At 50.4% G+C, this 19,444-nt stretch carries 20 protein-coding genes; 4 read left to right on the top strand and 16 right to left on the bottom strand.

What is annotated here, in order from left to right:
* Positions 1–6: 6 nt before the first annotated feature.
* From N4599_RS08505 to N4599_RS08495, 3 genes are all read right to left on the bottom strand, one after another.
* Positions 7–1,386 carry a UDP-N-acetylmuramoyl-tripeptide--D-alanyl-D-alanine ligase gene (locus N4599_RS08505; RefSeq protein ID WP_260899082.1) on the bottom strand — a complete coding sequence of 460 codons (1,380 nt, stop codon included), beginning with the start codon at positions 1,384–1,386 and terminating at the stop codon, positions 7–9.
* A gap of 145 nt (positions 1,387–1,531) precedes the next feature.
* Positions 1,532–2,428 (bottom strand): zinc metalloprotease HtpX, encoded by an 897-nt coding sequence (gene htpX, locus N4599_RS08500; RefSeq protein WP_260899080.1) that lies wholly within the window; start codon positions 2,426–2,428, stop codon positions 1,532–1,534.
* 10 nt (positions 2,429–2,438) lie between these two features.
* Complete coding sequence (locus tag N4599_RS08495; protein WP_062814165.1) at positions 2,439–2,999, bottom strand: LemA family protein; 561 nt, start codon at positions 2,997–2,999, stop codon at positions 2,439–2,441.
* A 139-nt stretch (positions 3,000–3,138) separates the two neighbouring features.
* On the opposite strand from N4599_RS08495, the gene N4599_RS08490 reads away from it, so the two are divergent.
* Complete coding sequence (locus tag N4599_RS08490) at positions 3,139–3,600, top strand: low molecular weight protein-tyrosine-phosphatase (protein WP_260899077.1); 462 nt, start codon at positions 3,139–3,141, stop codon at positions 3,598–3,600.
* Between the two features lie 210 nt (positions 3,601–3,810).
* On the opposite strand, the gene N4599_RS08485 is transcribed toward N4599_RS08490, so the two are convergent.
* The 6 genes from N4599_RS08485 to N4599_RS08460 all read right to left on the bottom strand — a co-directional run bounded on the left by N4599_RS08485 (position 3,811) and on the right by N4599_RS08460 (position 9,251).
* A complete protein-coding gene (locus N4599_RS08485) occupies positions 3,811–4,524 on the bottom strand; it encodes a class A sortase (RefSeq protein WP_003713987.1) in 714 nt (237 codons plus the stop codon).
* Between the two features lie 108 nt (positions 4,525–4,632).
* Positions 4,633–4,878, bottom strand: coding sequence for a type B 50S ribosomal protein L31 (locus tag N4599_RS08480; RefSeq protein WP_003714015.1), 246 nt, complete (start codon positions 4,876–4,878; stop codon positions 4,633–4,635).
* 93 nt (positions 4,879–4,971) lie between these two features.
* Positions 4,972–6,249 (bottom strand): UDP-N-acetylglucosamine 1-carboxyvinyltransferase, encoded by a 1,278-nt coding sequence (locus N4599_RS08475; protein WP_003713992.1) that lies wholly within the window; start codon positions 6,247–6,249, stop codon positions 4,972–4,974.
* A gap of 240 nt (positions 6,250–6,489) precedes the next feature.
* Complete coding sequence (locus N4599_RS08470; RefSeq protein ID WP_191363629.1) at positions 6,490–8,094, bottom strand: CTP synthase; 1,605 nt, start codon at positions 8,092–8,094, stop codon at positions 6,490–6,492.
* 176 nt (positions 8,095–8,270) lie between these two features.
* A complete protein-coding gene (gene rpoE / locus N4599_RS08465; RefSeq protein WP_191363628.1) occupies positions 8,271–8,828 on the bottom strand; it encodes a DNA-directed RNA polymerase subunit delta in 558 nt (185 codons plus the stop codon).
* 45 nt (positions 8,829–8,873) lie between these two features.
* Positions 8,874–9,251, bottom strand: coding sequence for a YwiB family protein (locus N4599_RS08460; protein ID WP_260902528.1), 378 nt, complete (start codon positions 9,249–9,251; stop codon positions 8,874–8,876).
* Positions 9,252–9,428: 177 nt separating this feature from the next.
* On the opposite strand from N4599_RS08460, the gene N4599_RS08455 reads away from it, so the two are divergent.
* The 3 genes from N4599_RS08455 to yidA are packed head-to-tail and all read left to right on the top strand — an operon-like array spanning position 9,429 to position 12,447.
* Complete coding sequence (locus N4599_RS08455) at positions 9,429–10,253, top strand: lipoate--protein ligase family protein (RefSeq protein ID WP_191363627.1); 825 nt, start codon at positions 9,429–9,431, stop codon at positions 10,251–10,253.
* A gap of 2 nt (positions 10,254–10,255) precedes the next feature.
* Positions 10,256–11,620 (top strand): HD domain-containing protein, encoded by a 1,365-nt coding sequence (locus tag N4599_RS08450; RefSeq protein ID WP_062813219.1) that lies wholly within the window; start codon positions 10,256–10,258, stop codon positions 11,618–11,620.
* Between the two features lie 2 nt (positions 11,621–11,622).
* Entirely contained in the window at positions 11,623–12,447 is an 825-nt protein-coding gene (gene yidA / locus N4599_RS08445) for a sugar-phosphatase (RefSeq protein WP_062813220.1), read from the top strand.
* 172 nt (positions 12,448–12,619) lie between these two features.
* On the opposite strand, the gene N4599_RS08440 is transcribed toward yidA, so the two are convergent.
* The 7 genes from N4599_RS08440 to N4599_RS08410 form a co-directional block, all read right to left on the bottom strand.
* Positions 12,620–13,495: a linear amide C-N hydrolase gene (locus tag N4599_RS08440; protein ID WP_260899063.1), complete on the bottom strand. Its 876-nt coding sequence runs from the start codon at positions 13,493–13,495 to the stop codon at positions 12,620–12,622.
* 77 nt (positions 13,496–13,572) lie between these two features.
* Positions 13,573–14,259, bottom strand: coding sequence for a hypothetical protein (locus N4599_RS08435; RefSeq protein WP_260899061.1), 687 nt, complete (start codon positions 14,257–14,259; stop codon positions 13,573–13,575).
* Between the two features lie 244 nt (positions 14,260–14,503).
* Positions 14,504–15,490, bottom strand: a complete 987-nt coding sequence (locus tag N4599_RS08430) for a ribose-phosphate diphosphokinase (RefSeq protein WP_003713929.1) — start codon at positions 15,488–15,490, stop codon at positions 14,504–14,506.
* A gap of 86 nt (positions 15,491–15,576) precedes the next feature.
* Positions 15,577–16,944, bottom strand: coding sequence for a bifunctional UDP-N-acetylglucosamine diphosphorylase/glucosamine-1-phosphate N-acetyltransferase GlmU (glmU, locus tag N4599_RS08425; RefSeq protein WP_260899058.1), 1,368 nt, complete (start codon positions 16,942–16,944; stop codon positions 15,577–15,579).
* Position 16,945: 1 nt separating this feature from the next.
* The gene (gene purR, locus N4599_RS08420) at positions 16,946–17,782 is read right to left on the bottom strand and encodes a pur operon repressor (RefSeq protein WP_260899054.1); all 837 of its coding nucleotides are present in this window, start codon (positions 17,780–17,782) and stop codon (positions 16,946–16,948) included.
* Between the two features lie 193 nt (positions 17,783–17,975).
* Positions 17,976–18,773 carry a metal ABC transporter permease gene (locus N4599_RS08415; RefSeq protein ID WP_260899052.1) on the bottom strand — a complete coding sequence of 266 codons (798 nt, stop codon included), beginning with the start codon at positions 18,771–18,773 and terminating at the stop codon, positions 17,976–17,978.
* On the bottom strand, positions 18,767–19,441 hold the full coding sequence (locus N4599_RS08410) for a metal ABC transporter ATP-binding protein (protein ID WP_194176618.1): 675 nt from the start codon (positions 19,439–19,441) through the stop codon (positions 18,767–18,769). Before N4599_RS08410 ends, N4599_RS08415 begins: the two co-directional genes overlap by 7 nt.
* Between the last annotated feature and the right edge of the window lie 3 nt (positions 19,442–19,444).

Raw genomic sequence — 19,444 nt, 5'->3', positions numbered from 1 at the left:
CAGTTACTATTGTTCTTTAATTGCTGCTAGAACCTGCTCTAAATGCAGACCATGACTGGCTTTCAATAGGACCATGTCGGCCGGCTGCAGGTCGGCTTCCAAAGCGGCGGTTAACTGGTCGAGCTGGTCGGCCTGGTAATAGTGAATATCTGCCGCAGGATAGCCCTGCTCCTGGAGCTTAGCCTGTAGGTGCGCCATTTCGGCTCCCACCAGGTATACTTCTTGAATCTGAGCAGGGTTAATTTGCTCTGCTAGGCTAGCGTGCAGCCGTGGTGCGGCTTCCCCTAGTTCAAGCATGTCACCAAGGACCGCAATTCGCCGTCCCTGGACCGGCATTTCAGCGAGAGTCTTTAAAACCTGCTTTGCCGCCGTCGGGTTGGAATTATAAACATCACTGAGAATTTGAGCACCGTTCTTGCTCTTGAACCATTCCGCCCGATTCTCCGTTAGTTCGACGTTTGCCAGTGCCGTCTTAATATGGTTTGGACTGATGTGCAGGCGCTTGGCAACTGCCATGGCGGCAAGGGCATTGTTAACGTTATATTCACCCACCATTGGGATCGTGAATTGCTCGTCAGGCCACTCGTTAACCTTAAATTCAATGGAGCGGGAGCCGGCGTTAACACTCGTTGCGTATAAGACATCAGTTAACTGGCGGCCAAAACGGGTTGTCTGTTGAGTGATGTTTGCTGCCCGCTCATTGAGCAGCGGTTCATCACCATCGTACACAAAGAGGCCATCCTCTTTTAAGCCGTTTACGATTTCCATTTTGGCATCCGCAATCCGGTCCCGAGTACCGAAGAATTCGATATGGGCCTCCCCAATCATGGTAATAACCGCGATGTCCGGGCTAACCAGCTTGCTCAGGAAGTCGAGCTGACCGAACCGGTCCATCCCCATTTCAACGACTACCACCTCGGTGTTGGCTTCCATGTTTAGAAGAGTGACCGGCACCCCAATTTCATTGTTAAAGTTGGCATAGGTCTTAGTAACGTTAAGTTGGGTGCTCAAAATGGAAGCAATCATGTCCTTAGTGGTGGTTTTCCCATTGCTCCCCGTAACAGCAACAACGATTGGGTTGATTTTGCGCAGGTAGTATTTTCCCAACTCTTGAAGGGCTTTAAGGGGATCAGTTACCACTAAAACGGGATGGTCGCTGTTAGTTAATTCGTGATCACTAGCCCATAAAGTGGCGGCCGCACCATTGGTAAAGGCGGTTTCAACGTATTGGTGACCGTCATGCGCCCCTTGGAGGGGAACAAATAAAGCTCCTTTTTCCAAATGGCGGCTATCGAAAGAAACACTGGTTACCTCAATGTCCTTCCATTGTTCAATCTCATTTTGCGCGTTAATTGCCTTCGCAATCTCCGCTAACTTCATCTTCATTGAAAAGCTACCTCTTCTTTTGATACTTTGGTCTAGCTTTTTAATTATACCACCGTCGGGAAATAAAGGCATTCTTTAAGGAAAAACTATCTTGCTAAAAGAACGAAAAAAGCAGGTCCCGCCTTCCGCGTTCCCTGCCTAAAATTTACATTTGTTCTAGCCGTTTGATGCGAGCATCCAATGGCGGGTGAGTCGCAAACAAGTCGCTAAACCGGCGGTGACGACCATTCTCCTCTGGATCGCTAATATAGAGGCCACTGCTGCTAGGCGCAACGTGTTTCATCGGTTGGGCCTCTTTGAGCTTTTCTAATGCGCTGATCATCCCGTGGGGGTTCCGTGTCAGTTCAACTGAACCGGCATCTGCTAAATACTCACGGTTACGCGACAAGGCCATCTGAGCAATTGTAGCTGCAAGTGGTGCCAGAATAATCAACAGCACCGACCCCAAAATCGCAAAGACACCCCAACTATTATCATCGTCGTCATCGCTTCTGCTTCCGCCAAACCACCAAAAGTTGCCGGCAAAGTTAACCAACATGCTGATTGCCGCTGACAATGCCAGCGCAATCGTTTGAAGACGAATATCATAATTACGGACGTGACTCATCTCGTGGCCCATTACTGCCTCCAGCTCTTCACGGTTCATAATCTCCATCAAACCAGTTGTCGCAGCCACCGCAGCGTGTTCTGGATTATTCCCGGTGGCAAAGGCATTAGGACTCGGATCATCAATAATAAAGACCCGCGGCATCGGCACCTGTGCTACTATCGCCATGTCTTCGACCACGTGCCACAATGCTGGTGCCTCCTGGGCAGAGTGGATTTCGCGGGCATTGTTCATATTCATCACCACGTCCGTCGACTGGCCGATAATCACCGCCATATATACTAGGGCAATCACCCCAGCAATGATAACTCCACCAACCGCTGAGCGCGCAAACAAGTAGCCGATTGCCGCCCCGATTAGGGCCACCAGCAGAAAAAAGCCGGCCATCACGAGGACGGTTTTCCGCTTATTTTGTGCAATTTGCTGGTATAACATCTAGCTCACCCTAATCGTCGAACGAAACCTTAGGTGCTGCCTTCGCACTTTCCGGTACCTGCAAGTAATCAATCTGTGTAAAGTGGTGCAGCTTCGCAACAATATTGCTAGGGAACGATTGAATCTTTGCGTTCAACGCTGCCACCGTACTGTTGTACAGTTGCCGGGAATATGCAATCTTATTTTCAGTATTGCTTAGTTCCTCCATCAACTGTTGGTATTCAGCGCTCGCCTTCAAGTCCGGATAATTTTCCGAAACCGCGAATAAGGTCCGCAACGTTCCAGTCAATTGATTAGAAACTTCCATTTTCTTAGCATGATCATCGTCAGGCACATTATTCAACGCGGTCCGTAACTCAGTCACCTTTGCTAGGGTAGAGGCTTCAAACTTACTGTACCCCTTCACCGTGGAAACTAAGTTTGGAATTAAATCATTCCGCCGTTGGAGCTGGACATCAATCTGACTCCAGGACTCCTGGGCGTGAACCCGTAACTGTACCAAGCCGTTGTACATCACAACGTAGATACCGATGATGACAACTAATACCAGGATGACAATCAAAATAGCCATTCTGCTCTCCTCCTTTAAATTATTGTTAACATTTTACCAGATTTAATTCTCAGGGGGAAAGGCTCAGTTCTCCCCTTAGCAAAACTTTAGAATTTCTTGTATGATAAACTAAAAGAAAACAATCAGCGAGGTGTCAAAAATGAACGTCTTATTTGTTTGCCTAGGCAATATCTGCCGGTCACCAATGGCCGAAAGCATGTTCCGCCAACTAGTCGCCAAGGCCAACCTTAGCCATCAAATCCAGGTCGACTCTGCCGGGACTACGGATTATGAAGAGGGCAAGCCGCCCTATCCCGGCGCGCGACAAACGATGGAACAGCACGGACTCCCCACCGCGGGCCTCGTTGCCCGCCCAATTTCCCAACGTGACTTTGCGTGGGCAGACTACATCATCTGCATGGATAACATGAACCTCGCCGCTCTCCAGCGCATGGCGCCTGCCGGTGACCTGCCTAAAATTCACCTGGCAAACGAGCTAGTTCCTGGTCAAGAAAACGAGGAAATCCCGGATCCGTGGTACACCCACCGGTTTGAGGAAACTTATCAAAGCCTCTACCGGGCGTTGCCACTGTGGTTAACTAAAATCGAAAGGGAACTTTAAGGCTGGGAAAGTAGCCCGATTCCTTAGACAGCGTAGTACAAAGCAGGCCTCCAGTACCCGGTAAAACCGAGTTCTAGAGGCCTGCTGTTGCTTTAAATGCTGATAACGGGAGGAAATTGGCCCATCCCCTTAACTAATTTAAGGGTAATAATGCCACGGTGCAGTAGCCAACGAACTAGGCCCGCTAGCCCTACTCCTCCGCTTTATTTACTATGAATTCCGGCCGGTCGTGTACTTGTTGCTAAAGTTCTTCTGCACATTTTGTGGCGCCTGCTTGAATGGCTCGGACTTGATAAACCGCCCCCGCAGCATTAGCCGCCGCTCACCATTAGCGTTACAAGTGATCAGCGTAATAATCTTCTGTGGTGTATCATTGACGACTTCCACCTGGGTTGGTTCAATAAACGTCCGTTGGTAGAGTTTATACTCATACACCCGTTTAAGGTCGGTAATGTACACCATCTGACCAACCTTGGCATGGTAGTAGAGTGGGGAGAACAGGATTTTACTCCCGTGGGCCATGTTGTGACCAGCCAACGCATAGTTACCCTGCCCCATTTTCATATCTGGCCGCATCGTCCCTGCTGCCAAGGCCAGGGTGGTATTGTTAACACCGTTCGCAATTGGAATCGTCATGTCAGCCGCCGGAACGGTAATTTCCCCGATGATGTTAATCGGCTGTTTTTGCGCCCGAACCTTCGCTACCGTTTGCAGGTTAAGATCCTGAACATCGCTATAATTATAGGTTGCCTTCTTGGCCGCATCCCGCTTAATTGTCTGCTGGGTGATTGTCGGGCGGTAATTGCCCACCAGCTGCTCTTTAATCTGCTGGTTAAAAATCAGGCACAGCGAAATTACCAGCAAGATTACTACTAATGTCCAGCGGAGCCAATTTGGCAGGCCGCGTTTTTTCTTTTTCTCCACATTTCATCCTCCTCTACTAGACTTCCGCGTTTAGTCTACCACAAATAAAAAAGAAGGGCGATGAACAAGCAACCTTGTCCATCGTCCCCCTGACACAAGCTAGCCGTCCTACTTGAGGCCGTACTTCTTGTTGAACTTGTCCACCGCACCATCGGCCTGGGTAAACTTTTGCTTACCAGTGTAGAATGGGTGTGAATCAGAAGTAACTTCAACCCTGATCAATGGGTATTCATTACCGTCTTCCCACTTGATGGTTTCCTTGGAAGTAGCAGTAGAACCAGAGATAAACTTGTAACCAGTAGATGAATCTTCGAATACTACTGGGTGGTAATCTGGATGAATTCCTTGTTTCATAACTTTATACGCTCCTTTTGCCATGAATCATTGCCTGAAACATAGATAATCAACCCTAATAGAATATCATGAATCAGTTAGTAACGCAACAGCCTAGCTAATTTTTACTGATGTATCGTCTTCGATTGAAACATTCGCGTGCAGGCGGTTTAGTTTCCAAACAATCCGGTCATACCCCCGCAGGATATTCCCCGCATTATTGATCACAGTCGTCCCGTCCGCCATTAAACCGGCAATCGTCAACGCGGCCCCGGCACGAATTTCACCGGCGCTCACGTTTGCCCCGTGCAGGGCAGCCGTATGCTTGACAACAATCGTCCCATCATGGGCCTCAATCTGCATCCCCATCTTTTGCAGTTCAGGGACGTGCTTGACCCGCTTCGGGTAAATCGTATCAACGATTACGCTGTCCCCCTCCGCCAGTGACATTAGCGGGGTCAACGGCTGCTGGAGGTCCGTCGCGAAGCCGGGGTACGGCATCGTCTTGACATGAATTGGCTTGAACTTAGTGGTTTTAGGCACATAAATGCGGTCACTGTCAATCTGAAGGTCAACACCCATTTCAATCATCTTACTGGTGAATGATTCCAGGTGTTCCGGAATCACATTGTGGATCATGACCCCATCACCAAGTGCTGCCGCCAGTGAAAGGTAAGTCCCCGATTCAATCCGGTCGGCAATAATCGTATGGGTATTCATCGACTGGAGAGTATTAACCCCCGTAATCCGGATGGTGTCAGTTCCGACTCCCCGAATTTTGGCACCCATGTTATTTAAAAATGTCGCTAAGTCAATAATTTCAGGCTCCCGGGCAGCATTTTCAATTACCGTCGTTCCCTCAGCGCGAACCGCCGCAAGAATCGCGTTAATCGTCGCCCCGACGGAAACCATATCCATAAAAATACGGGCACCATGAAGACCATTTTGAGCCTCTAAATGAACGGTCCCCCCATTTTCACTGACCGTTGCACCAAGGGCTTTAAACGCCTTGAGGTGCTGGTCAATTGGCCGGGGACCAATATTGTCACCACCAGGAAAAGTTAACGTAGCACGGTGGAAACGACCTAACAGCGAGCCCATAAAGTAATAAGAAGCCCGTAAGCTCTTGATCGCTTTACTTGGAAGTTCAGCTTCGATGATTTGCGTTGGATCAATGTCTAGGACGCCATGACTAAACTCAGACTTGACGTTCATCGACTTCAAAATGATCATCAGATTGTGAACATCCAAGATATCCGGTACTGTATCAAATTGTACAGGTGTATCCGCTAGAATCGCGGCCGGAATTAACGCAACAGTACTATTTTTCGCGCCACCGATCGTTACTTCGCCCGAAAGCCGGTTTCCTCCTTGAATGATCATTCGTTTCATTTCCGTGTTTCCTCACTTAAAAATAGTTAGTTACTATTTGCTTTATTTTTTTAGTTATTGTTAATAAACAATCAATAGTAATGATAATTAATTGTTTATTAAATTACAACCTTTTATCAGCAATCTTAAAGAAATTAAAAGGGGCATTAGCCGGAACCAGCTAAACTGGTTCGCAATCTAACTCCCCCACTTATGTAGCCAGGCAACTACAACGTGCCCGCCGCTACCTATTTTAACTATTTACTTATCAGCTGCTGCCGCTTTGACAAAGGCCGCAAACAATCCCTCTGGGCGGTTTGGCCGTGACAGGAATTCTGGGTGGTACTGGGCCGCCACAAAGAACTTCTTCTCTGGCAGTTCTACAACTTCAACCAGGTTCCGATCCGGATTAACCCCCGAAACGACCAAGCCGTGGTCTTCCATTTCTTGCCGGTAGGCGTTGTTGAATTCGTAACGGTGCCGGTGCCGTTCACTAATCATCGCCTGGTTGTCGTATGCGGCTGCCGCAACCGTGTCCGGCTTCAGCTTGCACGGGTAAGCACCCAAACGTTGTGTTCCTCCCATGTCCTCAACGTCTTCCTGGTCGGCCATCAGGTCAATGATGTTGTGTTCCGTATTCGGGTCAAATTCAGTTGAGTTGGCATCCTGGTAACCCAGTACATCCCGGGCGAACTCGATGCAGGCAGTCTGCATCCCCAGGCAGATTCCCAGGTACGGAACATCGTTTTCCCGAGCATACTTGATAGCGGTGATCATTCCTTCTACCCCCCGGTTGCCAAAGCCGCCTGGAACCAGAATACCATCGTAATCCTGCAGGGTTTCCTTGACGTTTGCGGGCGTAATGTTTTCCGCGTTAAAGTGGTCAATCTTAACCTTGGCATTAACCGGGTAGCCCGCGTGCCGCAGGGCTTCGTTAACGGAAATGTAGGCGTCCTGCAGGTCGGTGTATTTCCCAACCATCGCAATCTTAATCGTCTTGGTCAGCTCGTTTTCGATGTGGTTGACCATGTTGGTCCATTCCCGCATATCAGCCACTGGAACATCCAGGCCGAAGTGGTCGACAACCAGCTGGTCCATCCCCTGCTTTTGCAAGTTCAGTGGAATCTCGTACAGGGTGTTAACGTCCATCGACTCGATAACCGCCTTGGGATCAACGTCACAGAAGAGGGCAATCTTCTTCCGCATTTCATCGGTGATTGGCCGTTCAGTCCGAACCACTAAGATGTTCGGCTGGATTCCCAAGCCCCGCAGTTCACGAACACTGTGCTGGGTCGGCTTGGTTTTCATTTCGCCTGCCGCCCGCAGGTACGGGACTAAGGTCGTGTGGATGTAGAGGACGTTTTCGGGGCCTACTTCTTCCCGCATTTGCCGGATGGCCTCCATGAATGGCTGGGATTCGATGTCCCCCACGGTACCACCGATTTCGGTAATTACCACTTCGGCGTCCTTGCTTTCGCCAGCCCGCTTAATCTTGTCCTTAATCGCATTGGTAATATGAGGAATAACCTGGACAGTCCGCCCGAGATAGTCTCCCCGCCGTTCCTTGTGCAAAACTTCGGAGTAGATCTTACCAGTAGTGACGTTAGAATACTTATTCAGATCGTTATCAATAAACCGCTCGTAGTGACCAAGGTCAAGGTCTGTTTCGGTCCCATCATCGGTAACAAACACTTCACCGTGCTGGTATGGACTCATCGTACCGGGATCCACGTTAATGTATGGGTCGAATTTTTGAATGGCAACCTTCAAGCCCCGGTTCTTCAACAGACGGCCGAGGGAAGCGGCAACGATTCCCTTTCCTAGTGATGAAACAACCCCACCGGTTACAAAAATGTACTTCGTCATTGCTTTACTACTCCTTTAATTAATTTCAGGTGCTAACCAAAATAAAGAAAAGCTCCCCATTTCAACTGAAACAGGGAGCTTCTTTTATTTAAGAACTTCATAGCCTGCATATTTTACAGGCGCCCAAGAAAGATAATACAAGCTCGCCGCAAAATAGTCAAGGCTCCTGACGAGATTTATTCATCGTCGTCTTCTTCGTCCTCGTCTTCATCATGTAATTCAGACAGCTGGTCTTCGATATTGTCATCGAGGTCATCGTCATCATCACTGAAGTCGTCATTTTCTTCGTCGTAATCATCGTCGCTGCTATCGTCTTCGTCACGATCATCCAAGTCTTCATCTTCTGGATCATCGTTGTCGTAATCGATCACATCGTCGTCATCATCAGAATCGGCCAAGAAGGCGTTAACCTTCCGCCGCTTCTTCTTCGGCCGGTCTTCCTCATCCTCGGTTTCACCAACCGTTGCTTCGTCGATAGATTCGAATGGGTACCAAGCCCGCAGGCCCCAGGTATTGTCACCAAGGGAAATAAAACTGCCGTCGACATTCAAATCAGTGTAGAATTGAGCGAGGCGTTCCCGGATTTCCTCATCACTCTTGCCCAGGTACTGTTGAATTTCGTTAGTCAGGTCAACGAACGCCATCGCCTCACCATGATGAGCTAAAATAGCGTGCGCCACCTCAACCATTGAAAGCTCTGATTTGTCTTGGCCGTCAAAAACCTTTAATTCCAAATTGGTGCACATCCCTTCAAAAAGTCTAAACTACATCATACAATACTAGGGTTGAAATTGCAATCGAAGCTGATAACTTCCCACAGTCTGCCCCGCCGTCACCAGGGAGTAATCCACCTTCAGCTGGCCGGCCGGAATCGTGGGGTCAATCTCCTTCTCCAGCCGGCTGGTTTGGACTTCTAGACTGATGATTCCATACTGGGTCCGGTAACGGGTCGCCGTTGGTGCTGCCAAGTCAAAGTTAAGGAGGGTCGTCAGTTCCCCACTCCGGTGCAGGTGCACCTGGTCATCCAGGCGAAATTGGACGGGTGTACTGTGCCCCTGCTGGTGTTCTAGATAACGCAGATAGTACTTACCGTTAAGTTCGACAAAGTTGCCCGTTTCGTTAAAACTAAACCGCTCCTGCTGGCCATCCTGTTCAATGACCGTGGTCAGTTGGACATGGACGGGTGTAATTTTCTTGATTCTTCACATCCCCTTTCGCTTCTTTCGTCACAATTATACTTGAAACTGCTGAAAAAGGTGACCGTTTAGGATTAATTTCCCCAGCTTTCTTGTATAATGCTATATAGAAACCAAAATTAAAGAAGAGTCAAACCTATGGAACAATTTTTAAGCCAGCCGGTCAGCGAATTTCGCCAGCCGTTGCTGCCCCCTAATAATATCAGCTCATTTATCTACACCAACGCCATCCTGCGCAGCAGCGAAGCCTTGCCGACTCCCCTGCTTCACTTTTGGACATTAGAGGAGACCGTCATTCTTGGCCTCAAAGACCAACGGCTGCCCCACTTGGCAACCGCACTGGACCTCTTGCGGCACCGGCATCACCACTACTTTATCCGTAATTCTGGCGGCTTGGCAGTGGTCAGCGATAATGGCATCCTGAATTGTTCGCTGTTCTTCCCTTGGCACCTGGAAAAGCAGCAGTTAACGATTGACGAAGCCTATCAGCGGATGGTCACCGTCATCCAGGCTGCCTTCCCTGAACTGGCGATTGAAACCGGCGAAGTTACCCACTCTTACTGTCCCGGCAGCTTTGATGTTCAGGTCAATGGTCAAAAAATCGGCGGGATTTCCCAACGACGAAACATGGCGGGTGTCGTCGTCATGCTCTACCTCAGCATTAACGGCAACCAGCTTTCCCGGGGTGAATTGATTCGTGATTTTTATACGGCTGGTCTCCAATCCACGCCAAACAAGTGGCATTTTCCCGACGTGTGGCCGGCGGCAATGACGAATATCTCTGACCTCCTTGGTCACTCCATTACAATTGCCGAAGCCCAGGACCGGCTGCGCGGCGTTTTCAGTTTGACGGACAACCAGGCCTTCAAGCAGCTCACCTGGCAGCCCCAGTTTATCAAGTATTTAAATGACGAACGACTAGCAATCAGTAAGCTGCAAGAACGGCTACCGAAGGAGGTTTAAGAGTGCGTTTCAGTGACGAACAGTTATCCCGGGAGAAAGTTTTCCGGGACCCCATCCACGGTCAGATCATCGTGGATAACCAGATTATTTTAGACTTGATTAACACCCCTGAATTTCAGCGTCTCCGGCGGATTAAGCAGCTGGGAACCTCTTCCTTTACCTTTCACGGGGCCGAACACTCCCGCTTTGGACACTGCCTTGGGGTTTACGAAATTACCCGGGAAATGTGCAACTATTTCCAGCGAAACTATCCCCATCAGCAAGCCGGTGACGGCCGTTGGGACGACCGTGAGCGGCCCGTCTCCCTCTGTGCAGCCCTCTTGCATGACCTGGGGCACGGACCATATTCCCATACCTTTGAACATATTTTTAATACAGACCACGAACAGATCACCCGCCAGCTGATTACCAGTCCCGGGACCAACATTAACCGGATCCTCCGGCGGGTTTCCCCAGACTTCCCCCACCAGGTCGCTAGTGTCATCGACCACACCTACGAAAACCAGCAAGTCGTTCAAATGATTTCTAGCCAGGTCGACGCCGACCGGATGGACTACCTCCAGCGGGATTCCTACTACACCGGTACTAACTATGGTAAGTTTGACCTTGACCGGGTCCTCCATGTAATGCGACCGGTCGAGGGTGGAATCGCCTTTGAGATTTCCGGAATGCACGCGGTGGAAGACTACATCATTAGCCGCTTGCAAATGTATTTGCAGATTTACTTTCACCCCGTTTCCCGGGCAATGGAAGTAATTTTGGACCACCTGCTGATGCGGGCCAAGTACATCTACGAGCACCCCAATGACTTCGAGCCAGAGTTTACCCCGCACATGCTGATGCCCTTCTTTAACCACAAATTTAGTTTGGACGACTACCTCGCCTTAGACGATGGGGTCCTGACCACCTATTTCAACCACTGGACCCATTCCCGGGACCACATTCTCAGTGACTTGGCACGGCGGTTTCTCTACCGGCGGCCCTTCAAGTCAGCGATTTATGACCAGCACTCGGCCGCCTGCCTGCCGAAGCTGCGTGAGTTAATTCAAACGGCCGGTTTCAACAGTGACTCCTACACCGCGGTCAATGATAGTTTTAAGCTCCCCTATGACACTTACAATCCCCAGGATTCGAACCCCCAAACCCAAATCGAGCTGGTTCAACCCAACGGTGAATTCGTTGAACTGTCCCAGGTCTCAACCCTGGTTGCCAGTGTTTCCGGGCGCGAAGCCGGTGACCAGCGCTTCTTTTTCCCTAAGGAAATGCTCGAAAAGCACCAGGACATTGAGGTGTTCGAACCCATTTATGAGCAATTCCAGCACTACATTAAAAACAACCACATCGTTAACCCCAAGGAGGAACAATAATAATGGCAATTAAGATGGTCGCAATCGACATTGACGGTACCCTCATCAACGACAAGCGGGAAATCACCCCCCGGACGGTCGCAGCAATTAAAAAGGCCAGCCAGCAGGGCGTCAAAATCGTCCTGTGTACTGGCCGGCCGATGACGGGTGTCACCGCCTACCTGAAACAGCTCGGCTTGAACGACCGGGACGACGAATACGTAGTCAGCTTTAACGGTGGCCTCGCCCAAACCACTAGCGGTCAAGTAATGGTCGACGAAAGCATGGCCTTTGATGATTACGCAGACTGGGAGAACTACTGTCTTAAAGAAAACGTCCACTCACAGTTGGAAACCCGGGACTACATCTACACCACTAACCAGGATATTAGCAAATACACCGTTTATGAATCCGACCTGGTCGATATGCCGATCCGCTACCGGTCCCTTGATGAAATGGCCCGGATTCGGGACCAGTACGTCATCGCCAAGGCAATGATGGTCGACGAAAAGGACGTCATCGACCGGGCCCTCGCCAACCTGCCAGAGGAGCTGGCAAGCCGCTTTTCCATCGTCCGCAGCGAGGACTTCTACCTAGAGTTTATGCGCAAGGGTGTCAGCAAGGGGCAGGCACTGGATATGCTGTGCAAGGAACTGGGGGTTGCCGCCAGTGAAGTAATGGCCCTGGGGAACGCCCAGAATGATAACTCAATGCTGGAATTTGCCGGTCACGGGGTCGCCATGGGCAATTCCATTCCAGAGACCCTGGCGGTTGCCGATGACGTTACCGCCGACAATAATCACGACGGGGTCGCCGCCGCGATTGATAAGTATGTGTTTAACAACTAACATCCCGGCCAGGAGAAAAATCTTTTTCCTGCAAAATAAGAACCCAATAAGGCTCCAGTGCTCGGCAAACCGAACCCTGGAGCCTTACTTATTAGCTTTCTTCAAGAAATAATCACGCTTTAAATGGAGGGTGGAGCAATAAGCTAGGCAAACTGGCAGTGGCCCACCATCCTTATAGTTTAAAGGCCACGGGCTGTTGACCCACCGCCGAATTCAAATCATAGCTGACCCTTCGCTGGGTTCGGCAATCCGTAAAGTAATACCGAAGGCGCTGACGGTCAACTACCGCCCAGTAGTGAGTATAGTTATGCTCGTGCTTCTTAGTATGGGGGACGGTGACGGTTTGTAGGAAAGTCGCCATTGCCGCAACTGTCTGGGGCTTCTTCTGCCAGCTCGTCAACACTGCCTGTTGAAACCGCGCCACCGAATTTCCACCAGCTGGCCACGCTCCCTGATAATTGACCACTGCCCGCAGGACAAACTGGCGGTCCGCGATTCCCAGCCTATGATTCAAGCGTTCCACCTGGTCGGCTAATGCCGGCGTGTTTGTTAATCCTCCGCAGGGGTTGCGCATGAGCTTCAGCCGCCCACCCAGTGGCTCAATCACGTACGTTCCACTATCATCTGCCAATAGCCAGTGGAAAGGATAGTAGTTGCCGTCGAACCAGCGCCGTCCCACCACCGAGACCCGCTCCAGGTCCGCCGCTAACTCGGCGACCGTTGCGTGTTTGCCCAGCACCCAGAGAATAAAGTCCTGGGGTGTCAGCCCCCGAGTGCCGGGGCGGACGGTCTCCTCATAGCTTGCCGCAACCGGAAAAAAGAGTTCCGCGCAAAACAAGCCCGCACTGTTCAGCCCGTCGCCGAGCAGGTAGTGGCCGTCAAAGTGCCGCATCCCGCCGAGAATCCGGTAGCGGTTGGTCAAAACCTGGCCGCCAACCGCTGGCTGCCACTGAAAAGCCGCCGGTAAATAAGTTAGCTGCCACGGTGTACGGGGTGGGAAATCCATCGTTCGCGCGATGAGGTCGTTGCTCGTTATTACCGTGCACACTTTAACCGCCTCCCTAGTAAAAAGGCCAGCGGAAAAATTAATTTCCTCTGACCAAATTATCTTCTCAGTATAACCAATTAGCTTAGTTTGGTAACGGCCCCGGTCTCGTTATTATACTGGTAAATTCCCACCAGGTTGGCAACAGTATTGTCGCTGTTGCTCCGCCGCACTTCAAACTTATAGGTATTGCCAGACTTGCCCGTCTGAACGATTTGGTAGCCCTTATCGCCGCTAAAGCCCATCTTGTTAGCGAACGCTACTACTACATCATCATTCGTCTGGTCAGTGCTGCTCTGACTAGTACTTGCCTTGCTGTCCGCAACGCTGCTTGAGGAACTGCTGCTGTTTTGCGCCTTATTAATCTGCTTTTGCAACTTATTGTTAGCTTTCCGCATCTCTGGACTAGCAGACTTTTGCTCCTTCAAAGTGGCGGCCGCGGTGGCGTAGTTGCCACTCCGGTAAGCATTCCGCGCGCTCATGTAGTTTTGTAAGTCAGTAGCAAGATAATCTTCCTGCGTTGAACGATTATTAGCGCTGTTTAGCCGATCGTAAGCGCCTTGGTAGTCCTCCTTTTGAATCAGCTTGTTAGCTGACCGATAAGCATCACTCTGCTTACTGCTCGAAGCAGTCTTCGCCGAGCGAACGGATGAACTGCTAGCTGCCGTAGTCGTAGTCTCATGGTGACCGCACCCTGCCAATGTCAAAGCAATGGCAATGGCAGCAGAACCGGTAAGCACCTTATTAAATAATGGTTTTGTTTGCATGTTAACCTCCTTAGCTACTGCGCCTTTATTATATCATGGAAGGTCAAGTGAACCCAAAATCTTAAAGAAAACGCAAGCTCTGCTCCCCCCCCAGCAAAGTCAGGGGCTGCTGACCACGAATAATGGACATGGCTAGAACCAGCTGGTAGAAAAGGGGGGAGTAGGGCTGCAACACTTCCAGCTTTAAAATAGCAAAGAGGCTGAGCTAATTCCCAGCCTCTCTCGCAATAACCTTTAGCAGATCTTAGTCGATTTTCTTAGCACTCTGAAAGACCTGCTTAAACAGGGGACTCACTGGGCGGTTTTCATTAATCCGCTTAATAGCGGCCGCAATCAACGGCGCTACGGAAACCTGCTTGATCTTATCAATTTGCTTTTCTTTTGGCAGTTGGATGGAGTCGGTCACAACGACTTCCTTCAACGGTGACTTCGCCAGCCGCTCAATTGCCGGGCCAGACAAGACCGCATGGGTACATGAAGCGTAGACTTCCTTGGCCCCCGCGTCAATCAGCGCCTGCGAGCCTAAGGTAATCGTCCCGGCGGTATCAATCATGTCATCAATCATGATGCAGGTCTTGCCCTTAACATCCCCGATGATGTTCATCACCTGAGCAACGTTGGCCTTGGGGCGCCGCTTATCGATAATCGCAATCGGCGACTTCAAAAATTCCGCCAATGCCCGGGCCCGGGTTACCCCACCGTGGTCGGGTGAAATTACGACCGCGTTGTCGGCAACCCCTTCCTTGATAAAGTACTCGGCTAGTAATGGCGCGCCCATTAAGTGGTCTACCGGAATGTCGAAGAAGCCTTGAATCTGGGCCGCGTGAAGGTCGAGGGCAATCACCCGGTCTACCCCAGAGTTTTGCAGCATGTTGGCAACCAGCTTAGCCGTAATTGGTTCCCGGCTCCGGGCCTTCCGGTCTTGCCGTGCATAGCCATAATATGGCAAGACAACGTTAATTGTCTTTGCACTTGCCCGCCGCAAGGCATCGACCATGATCAGCAGTTCCATTAAGTTATCATTAACGGGCGCTGACGTTGACTGAATAACGTAGACGTTGTCACCACGGACGCTTTCCTCAATGTTAATTTGAATTTCACCGTCACTAAAACGGTCCACTGAAAGTTTTCCCAGCTCGATTCCCAGGTGTTGAGCGATTTTTTCTGCCAAGGGGCGGTTCGAGTTGAGCGCAAACAGTTTTAAGTTGGAATCAGTATTCGACTGTGTCATTAGAGCCTCCGGAAGTATAAGTAAGTCTTTTGTCTATCCTTATCTATGATATAGAGCGGTCTGTTAAAAAGCAAGCAAAAGTCGGCTTACCAGGGCAACTTCTTCGCGTAATCTTTCTTATTGGTTTGCCGAGCCCGGGCAATTGCCATGTCGTACTGTTCAGTACTGTCAGTAATCGTCGAACCAGCCGCAATAAAGGAATCTGCCGCGATATTAACCGGTGCTACAAGGTTGCTGTTGCTACCAATAAAGGCGTGGTCGCCGACATTGGTATGGTGCTTGTTGGTACCATCGTAGTTGACGAAGACTACTCCACAGCCAACGTTAATGTTCTTCCCCAGTGTGGCGTTGCCAATGTAGGTCAGGTGGCCGACCTTAGTGCCCGCCCCAATGTAGGCTTTCTTGACCTCACAGAAATTACCGATATGAACGTTTTCACCGATTTCAGTCTCTGGCCGTAAGTGGCTATTTGGACCAATATCGCTGCCGTTGTGCATTTCTGCCTCTTCCAGCGTCGATGAAGTAATCTTAACGCCGTCGTGGATTGTGGAATCGGTGATCCGTGACCCAGCACTAATGTAGCAGTCATTTCCAATCACGGTATCGCCCTTAATGACAACGTTGCCTTCGAGGACGGTATCGCGGCCCAATTTGACTCCCGCGTCAATGTAAGTCGTTGCCGGGTCGACCATCGAAACGCCTTCTTGCATCCAGTGCTTGTTAATCCGGTCCCGCATTACCTGGTTAGCCTTAGCCAGGGCAATCCGGTCGTTAACTCCCATCGATTCGCTAAAGTCATCCATCTTGTAGGCAGTCACGATCTCACCTTCCTGCTTCAGAATGCCAATAACATCGGTCAGGTAGTATTCCCCCTGGGCATTATCATTATTAATCTTCTTGAGGGCGGCAAAGAGCTTCTGGTTGTCAAAGCAGTAGACCCCAGTGTTGATTTCCTTGATTGCTTGTTCCTGGAGGTCGGCATCCTTTTGTTCCACAATCCGTTCAACGATTCCCACGTTGTCACGGACAATCCGGCCATAGCCAGTCGGGTCTGGGGCAATGGAAGTCAGGATTGTCGCCGCAGCGTGGCGCTGCTCGTGGTACTTAAAGAGCTTTTCAAAGGTTTCCGCAGTAAAGAGTGGTGTATCACCACTGACAATGATCGTTTCACCGTCTTCGCTGCCCAGCAGGTCTTCGGTTTGCATTACCGCGTGGCCAGTCCCTAACTGCTGCTTTTGCAGAGCGTACCGGGTTCGGTGGGCCAGGGTTTGTTCGACCGTTTTCGCGCCAAAGCCCACTACCGTAATAATCGTATCAATGTGGGCCTTTTCCAGCTGGGTCAGCACGTGGTCAACCATCGTTTTCCCACAGACTTGGTGTAAAACCTTGTAGAGCTTTGACCGCATCCGGGTTCCCTTACCGGCTGCTAAGATAATCGCGTTTCTCTTTACCATCCTAATTTTCCTTTCCAAATACCGTTTCTATAAAGTTCCCTGGCCGGGCATTAATCGTCTTTTGGTCGCCATCCTCGGCATCGACCTTGACCAGTGACGTGCAGTTATCCACTAGCCGCTTACCATTTGCGGTCCCCTCAGCAAGGACGGTCATCCCCACTAGGTTAGCGTCAAATTCCTTGATTAGGGAGTGCATACCGTTCAGCGTTCCGCCCCCCTTGAGGAAGTCATCGACAATTACCACGTTAGCGCCGGCCGAAAGCGTCCGCCGGGATAGTTCCATTTTCTTAATCCGCTTAACTGAGCCCGATACATAGTTCACGCTGACGGTTGGGCCTTCCGTTATGTGAGAGCTATTACGGACAATCACAAAGGGCTTGTTCATGTACATCGCCGCCGCCTGCGCAATCGGAATTCCCTTAGTTTCAACCGTCATCACAACGTCAACGTCCTGGTCAACGTACTGGGTGGCGATTAACTGCCCGACCTGGTGAAGGACATCCGGCCGGCCAATCAGGTCCGAAAGGTAAACGTAGCCGCCCGGCAAGAAGCGGGAATCATCATTCACCTCGCGAACCAGGTTGGCAATCGCCCGTTCCGCATTCTCCCTTGAGTAAAATGGAGTCAGAACGGCCCCACCACTGGCACCCGGAATGGTCTTTAACTGACCCTCACCCCAGGTTTCAAAGGTATGCTTAACAATACTGAGGTCCTCACTGATTGAGGATTTAGCCGAACCATAGCGCTCACTAAAAAATTTAAGCGAGACTAATGTTCGGGGGTGTTCCAATAAGTATCTGGTCATGTCAACCAGTCGATTACTTCTTCGTACTTTCATCTTCGTTCTTTTCCGCCTTTCCAAAAGGAATAATACAACATTGATTTTACCATAAAATGTTCGTCTTTTCTGAATAAATCAGTGCAGTTAGCAAAGAATGCTGAAAAGAGAAAGAGGCCCCTAATAGCCGAATGACAAGCGCCCCCAGTTTAAACTAGTAACGGGGCCGGAAAACAATCCAGCCCCGTTCTCACTAACTTGCTTCAACAAAGTTTTGGTACAGTAAGGCGATAACGTAAATTACCACTTCGATGACCGCGATAAAAAAGCTGACCGGCCAATTGGTCAGGTACCCCAAGAGCAGGCCCGTCCACGTTCCTAGCAAGGCAAATAAAATTGCCAGGCCCACCATCTTCGCTACCCCATGGGTAAAGTATTTCGCACTTGCCGCGGGAATCGTCAGCAGAATAAAGATCAACAGAGAACCGACGATCTGGGCGGCGACACTCACACTCAACGCCAGCAAGACCAGGAAGGCCACTGAAATCAGCGTTTGGTTGGCCCCACTGACCCGGGCACCAACGATGTCAAAGGATGAAAACTTCAAGGGCCGGTACATCAGCAGTGTCACCACCAGGACGACGACCGAAAGGAGAATCAACTGGTGAACCTCCGCCGTGCTAATCCCCACGACACTCCCGAAGAGGATGCTGGTCGCCGAACTAGCACTCTGGTTGCTCAAAGAGAGGAAGAGGATCCCCAGACCGATAAAAAGTCCGGAAACGGCACTAATCACCGCTTCCCGGCGCGACTCCTTAATACTCATCTGACCGACCAGGACTGAACTGAGCATCGTAAAGAGGATCATCCCATTTAACGGCAGCCAGCCGGCAAAAACGGCAAATGACGCTCCAGCAAAACCAATTTCCGAGAGGGTATGGGTCAGGAAGGAGAGCTGGCGGGCCACAACGAACACCCCGATAATTCCGCTCACAACCGCGATAAAGGTGCTCGCAATGAACGCGTGCCGCATAAACGTCAAAGTTAACATTCCACCGTCTCCTTTCTCAATTCTGCCAGTTCATCAATCGAACCGGTCGAGTAGCCGTTCTTCGTCATGTGGAGATACCTGGTACCGTAGTGTTCCGCCAGGTCCCAATCGTGGGTGATAAACATCACGCTCAAACCGTCCTCTTGAAACCGGGCGACTAGGTCGAGCAGGTTATACTTCATTTCATTATCCAGACTGGCCGTTGACTCATCTAAAATCAACAGGCGCGGGGCCGGTAATAAGGCTTGTGCCAGGTAAGCCCGTTGCTTCTCTCCACCTGATGCCAGTCCCAACGGCCGCCCAGCAATCGGCGCTAAGTCGGTAATTCTAATCATCCGGTCAAGCGCGTGCCGCTCCTTGCCGGTCAACCAGGGCAACCAGGATTGACGGCTGTTCAACGCGACAAAATCACGGATTGACAATGGGTATTCCTCATCAATATTCCGAAACTGGGGAACGTAACCAATCCGGGTTCCCGTGGGAATATTAACGGTTCCTGCCTTGGGCTTGATGAGGCCGAGCAGGGCCCGCACCAGGGTAGTCTTCCCCACCCCATTTTCACCAACGACCACGAGAAAGTCACCATCGTTGACGGTAAAACTTAAATCCTTAAAAACGGTATGATCGCCATACGCGACCGTTAAGTCCTCTACTGAGAGCACTGCCATTGC

The sequence above is a fragment of the Limosilactobacillus oris genome, from assembly GCF_025311495.1.
GTDB classification, from domain to species: Bacteria; Bacillota; Bacilli; order Lactobacillales; family Lactobacillaceae; genus Limosilactobacillus; species Limosilactobacillus oris_A.
The sequence above is the reverse complement of the archived record's forward strand: the minus strand, read 5'-3'. Positions and strand labels throughout refer to the sequence as shown.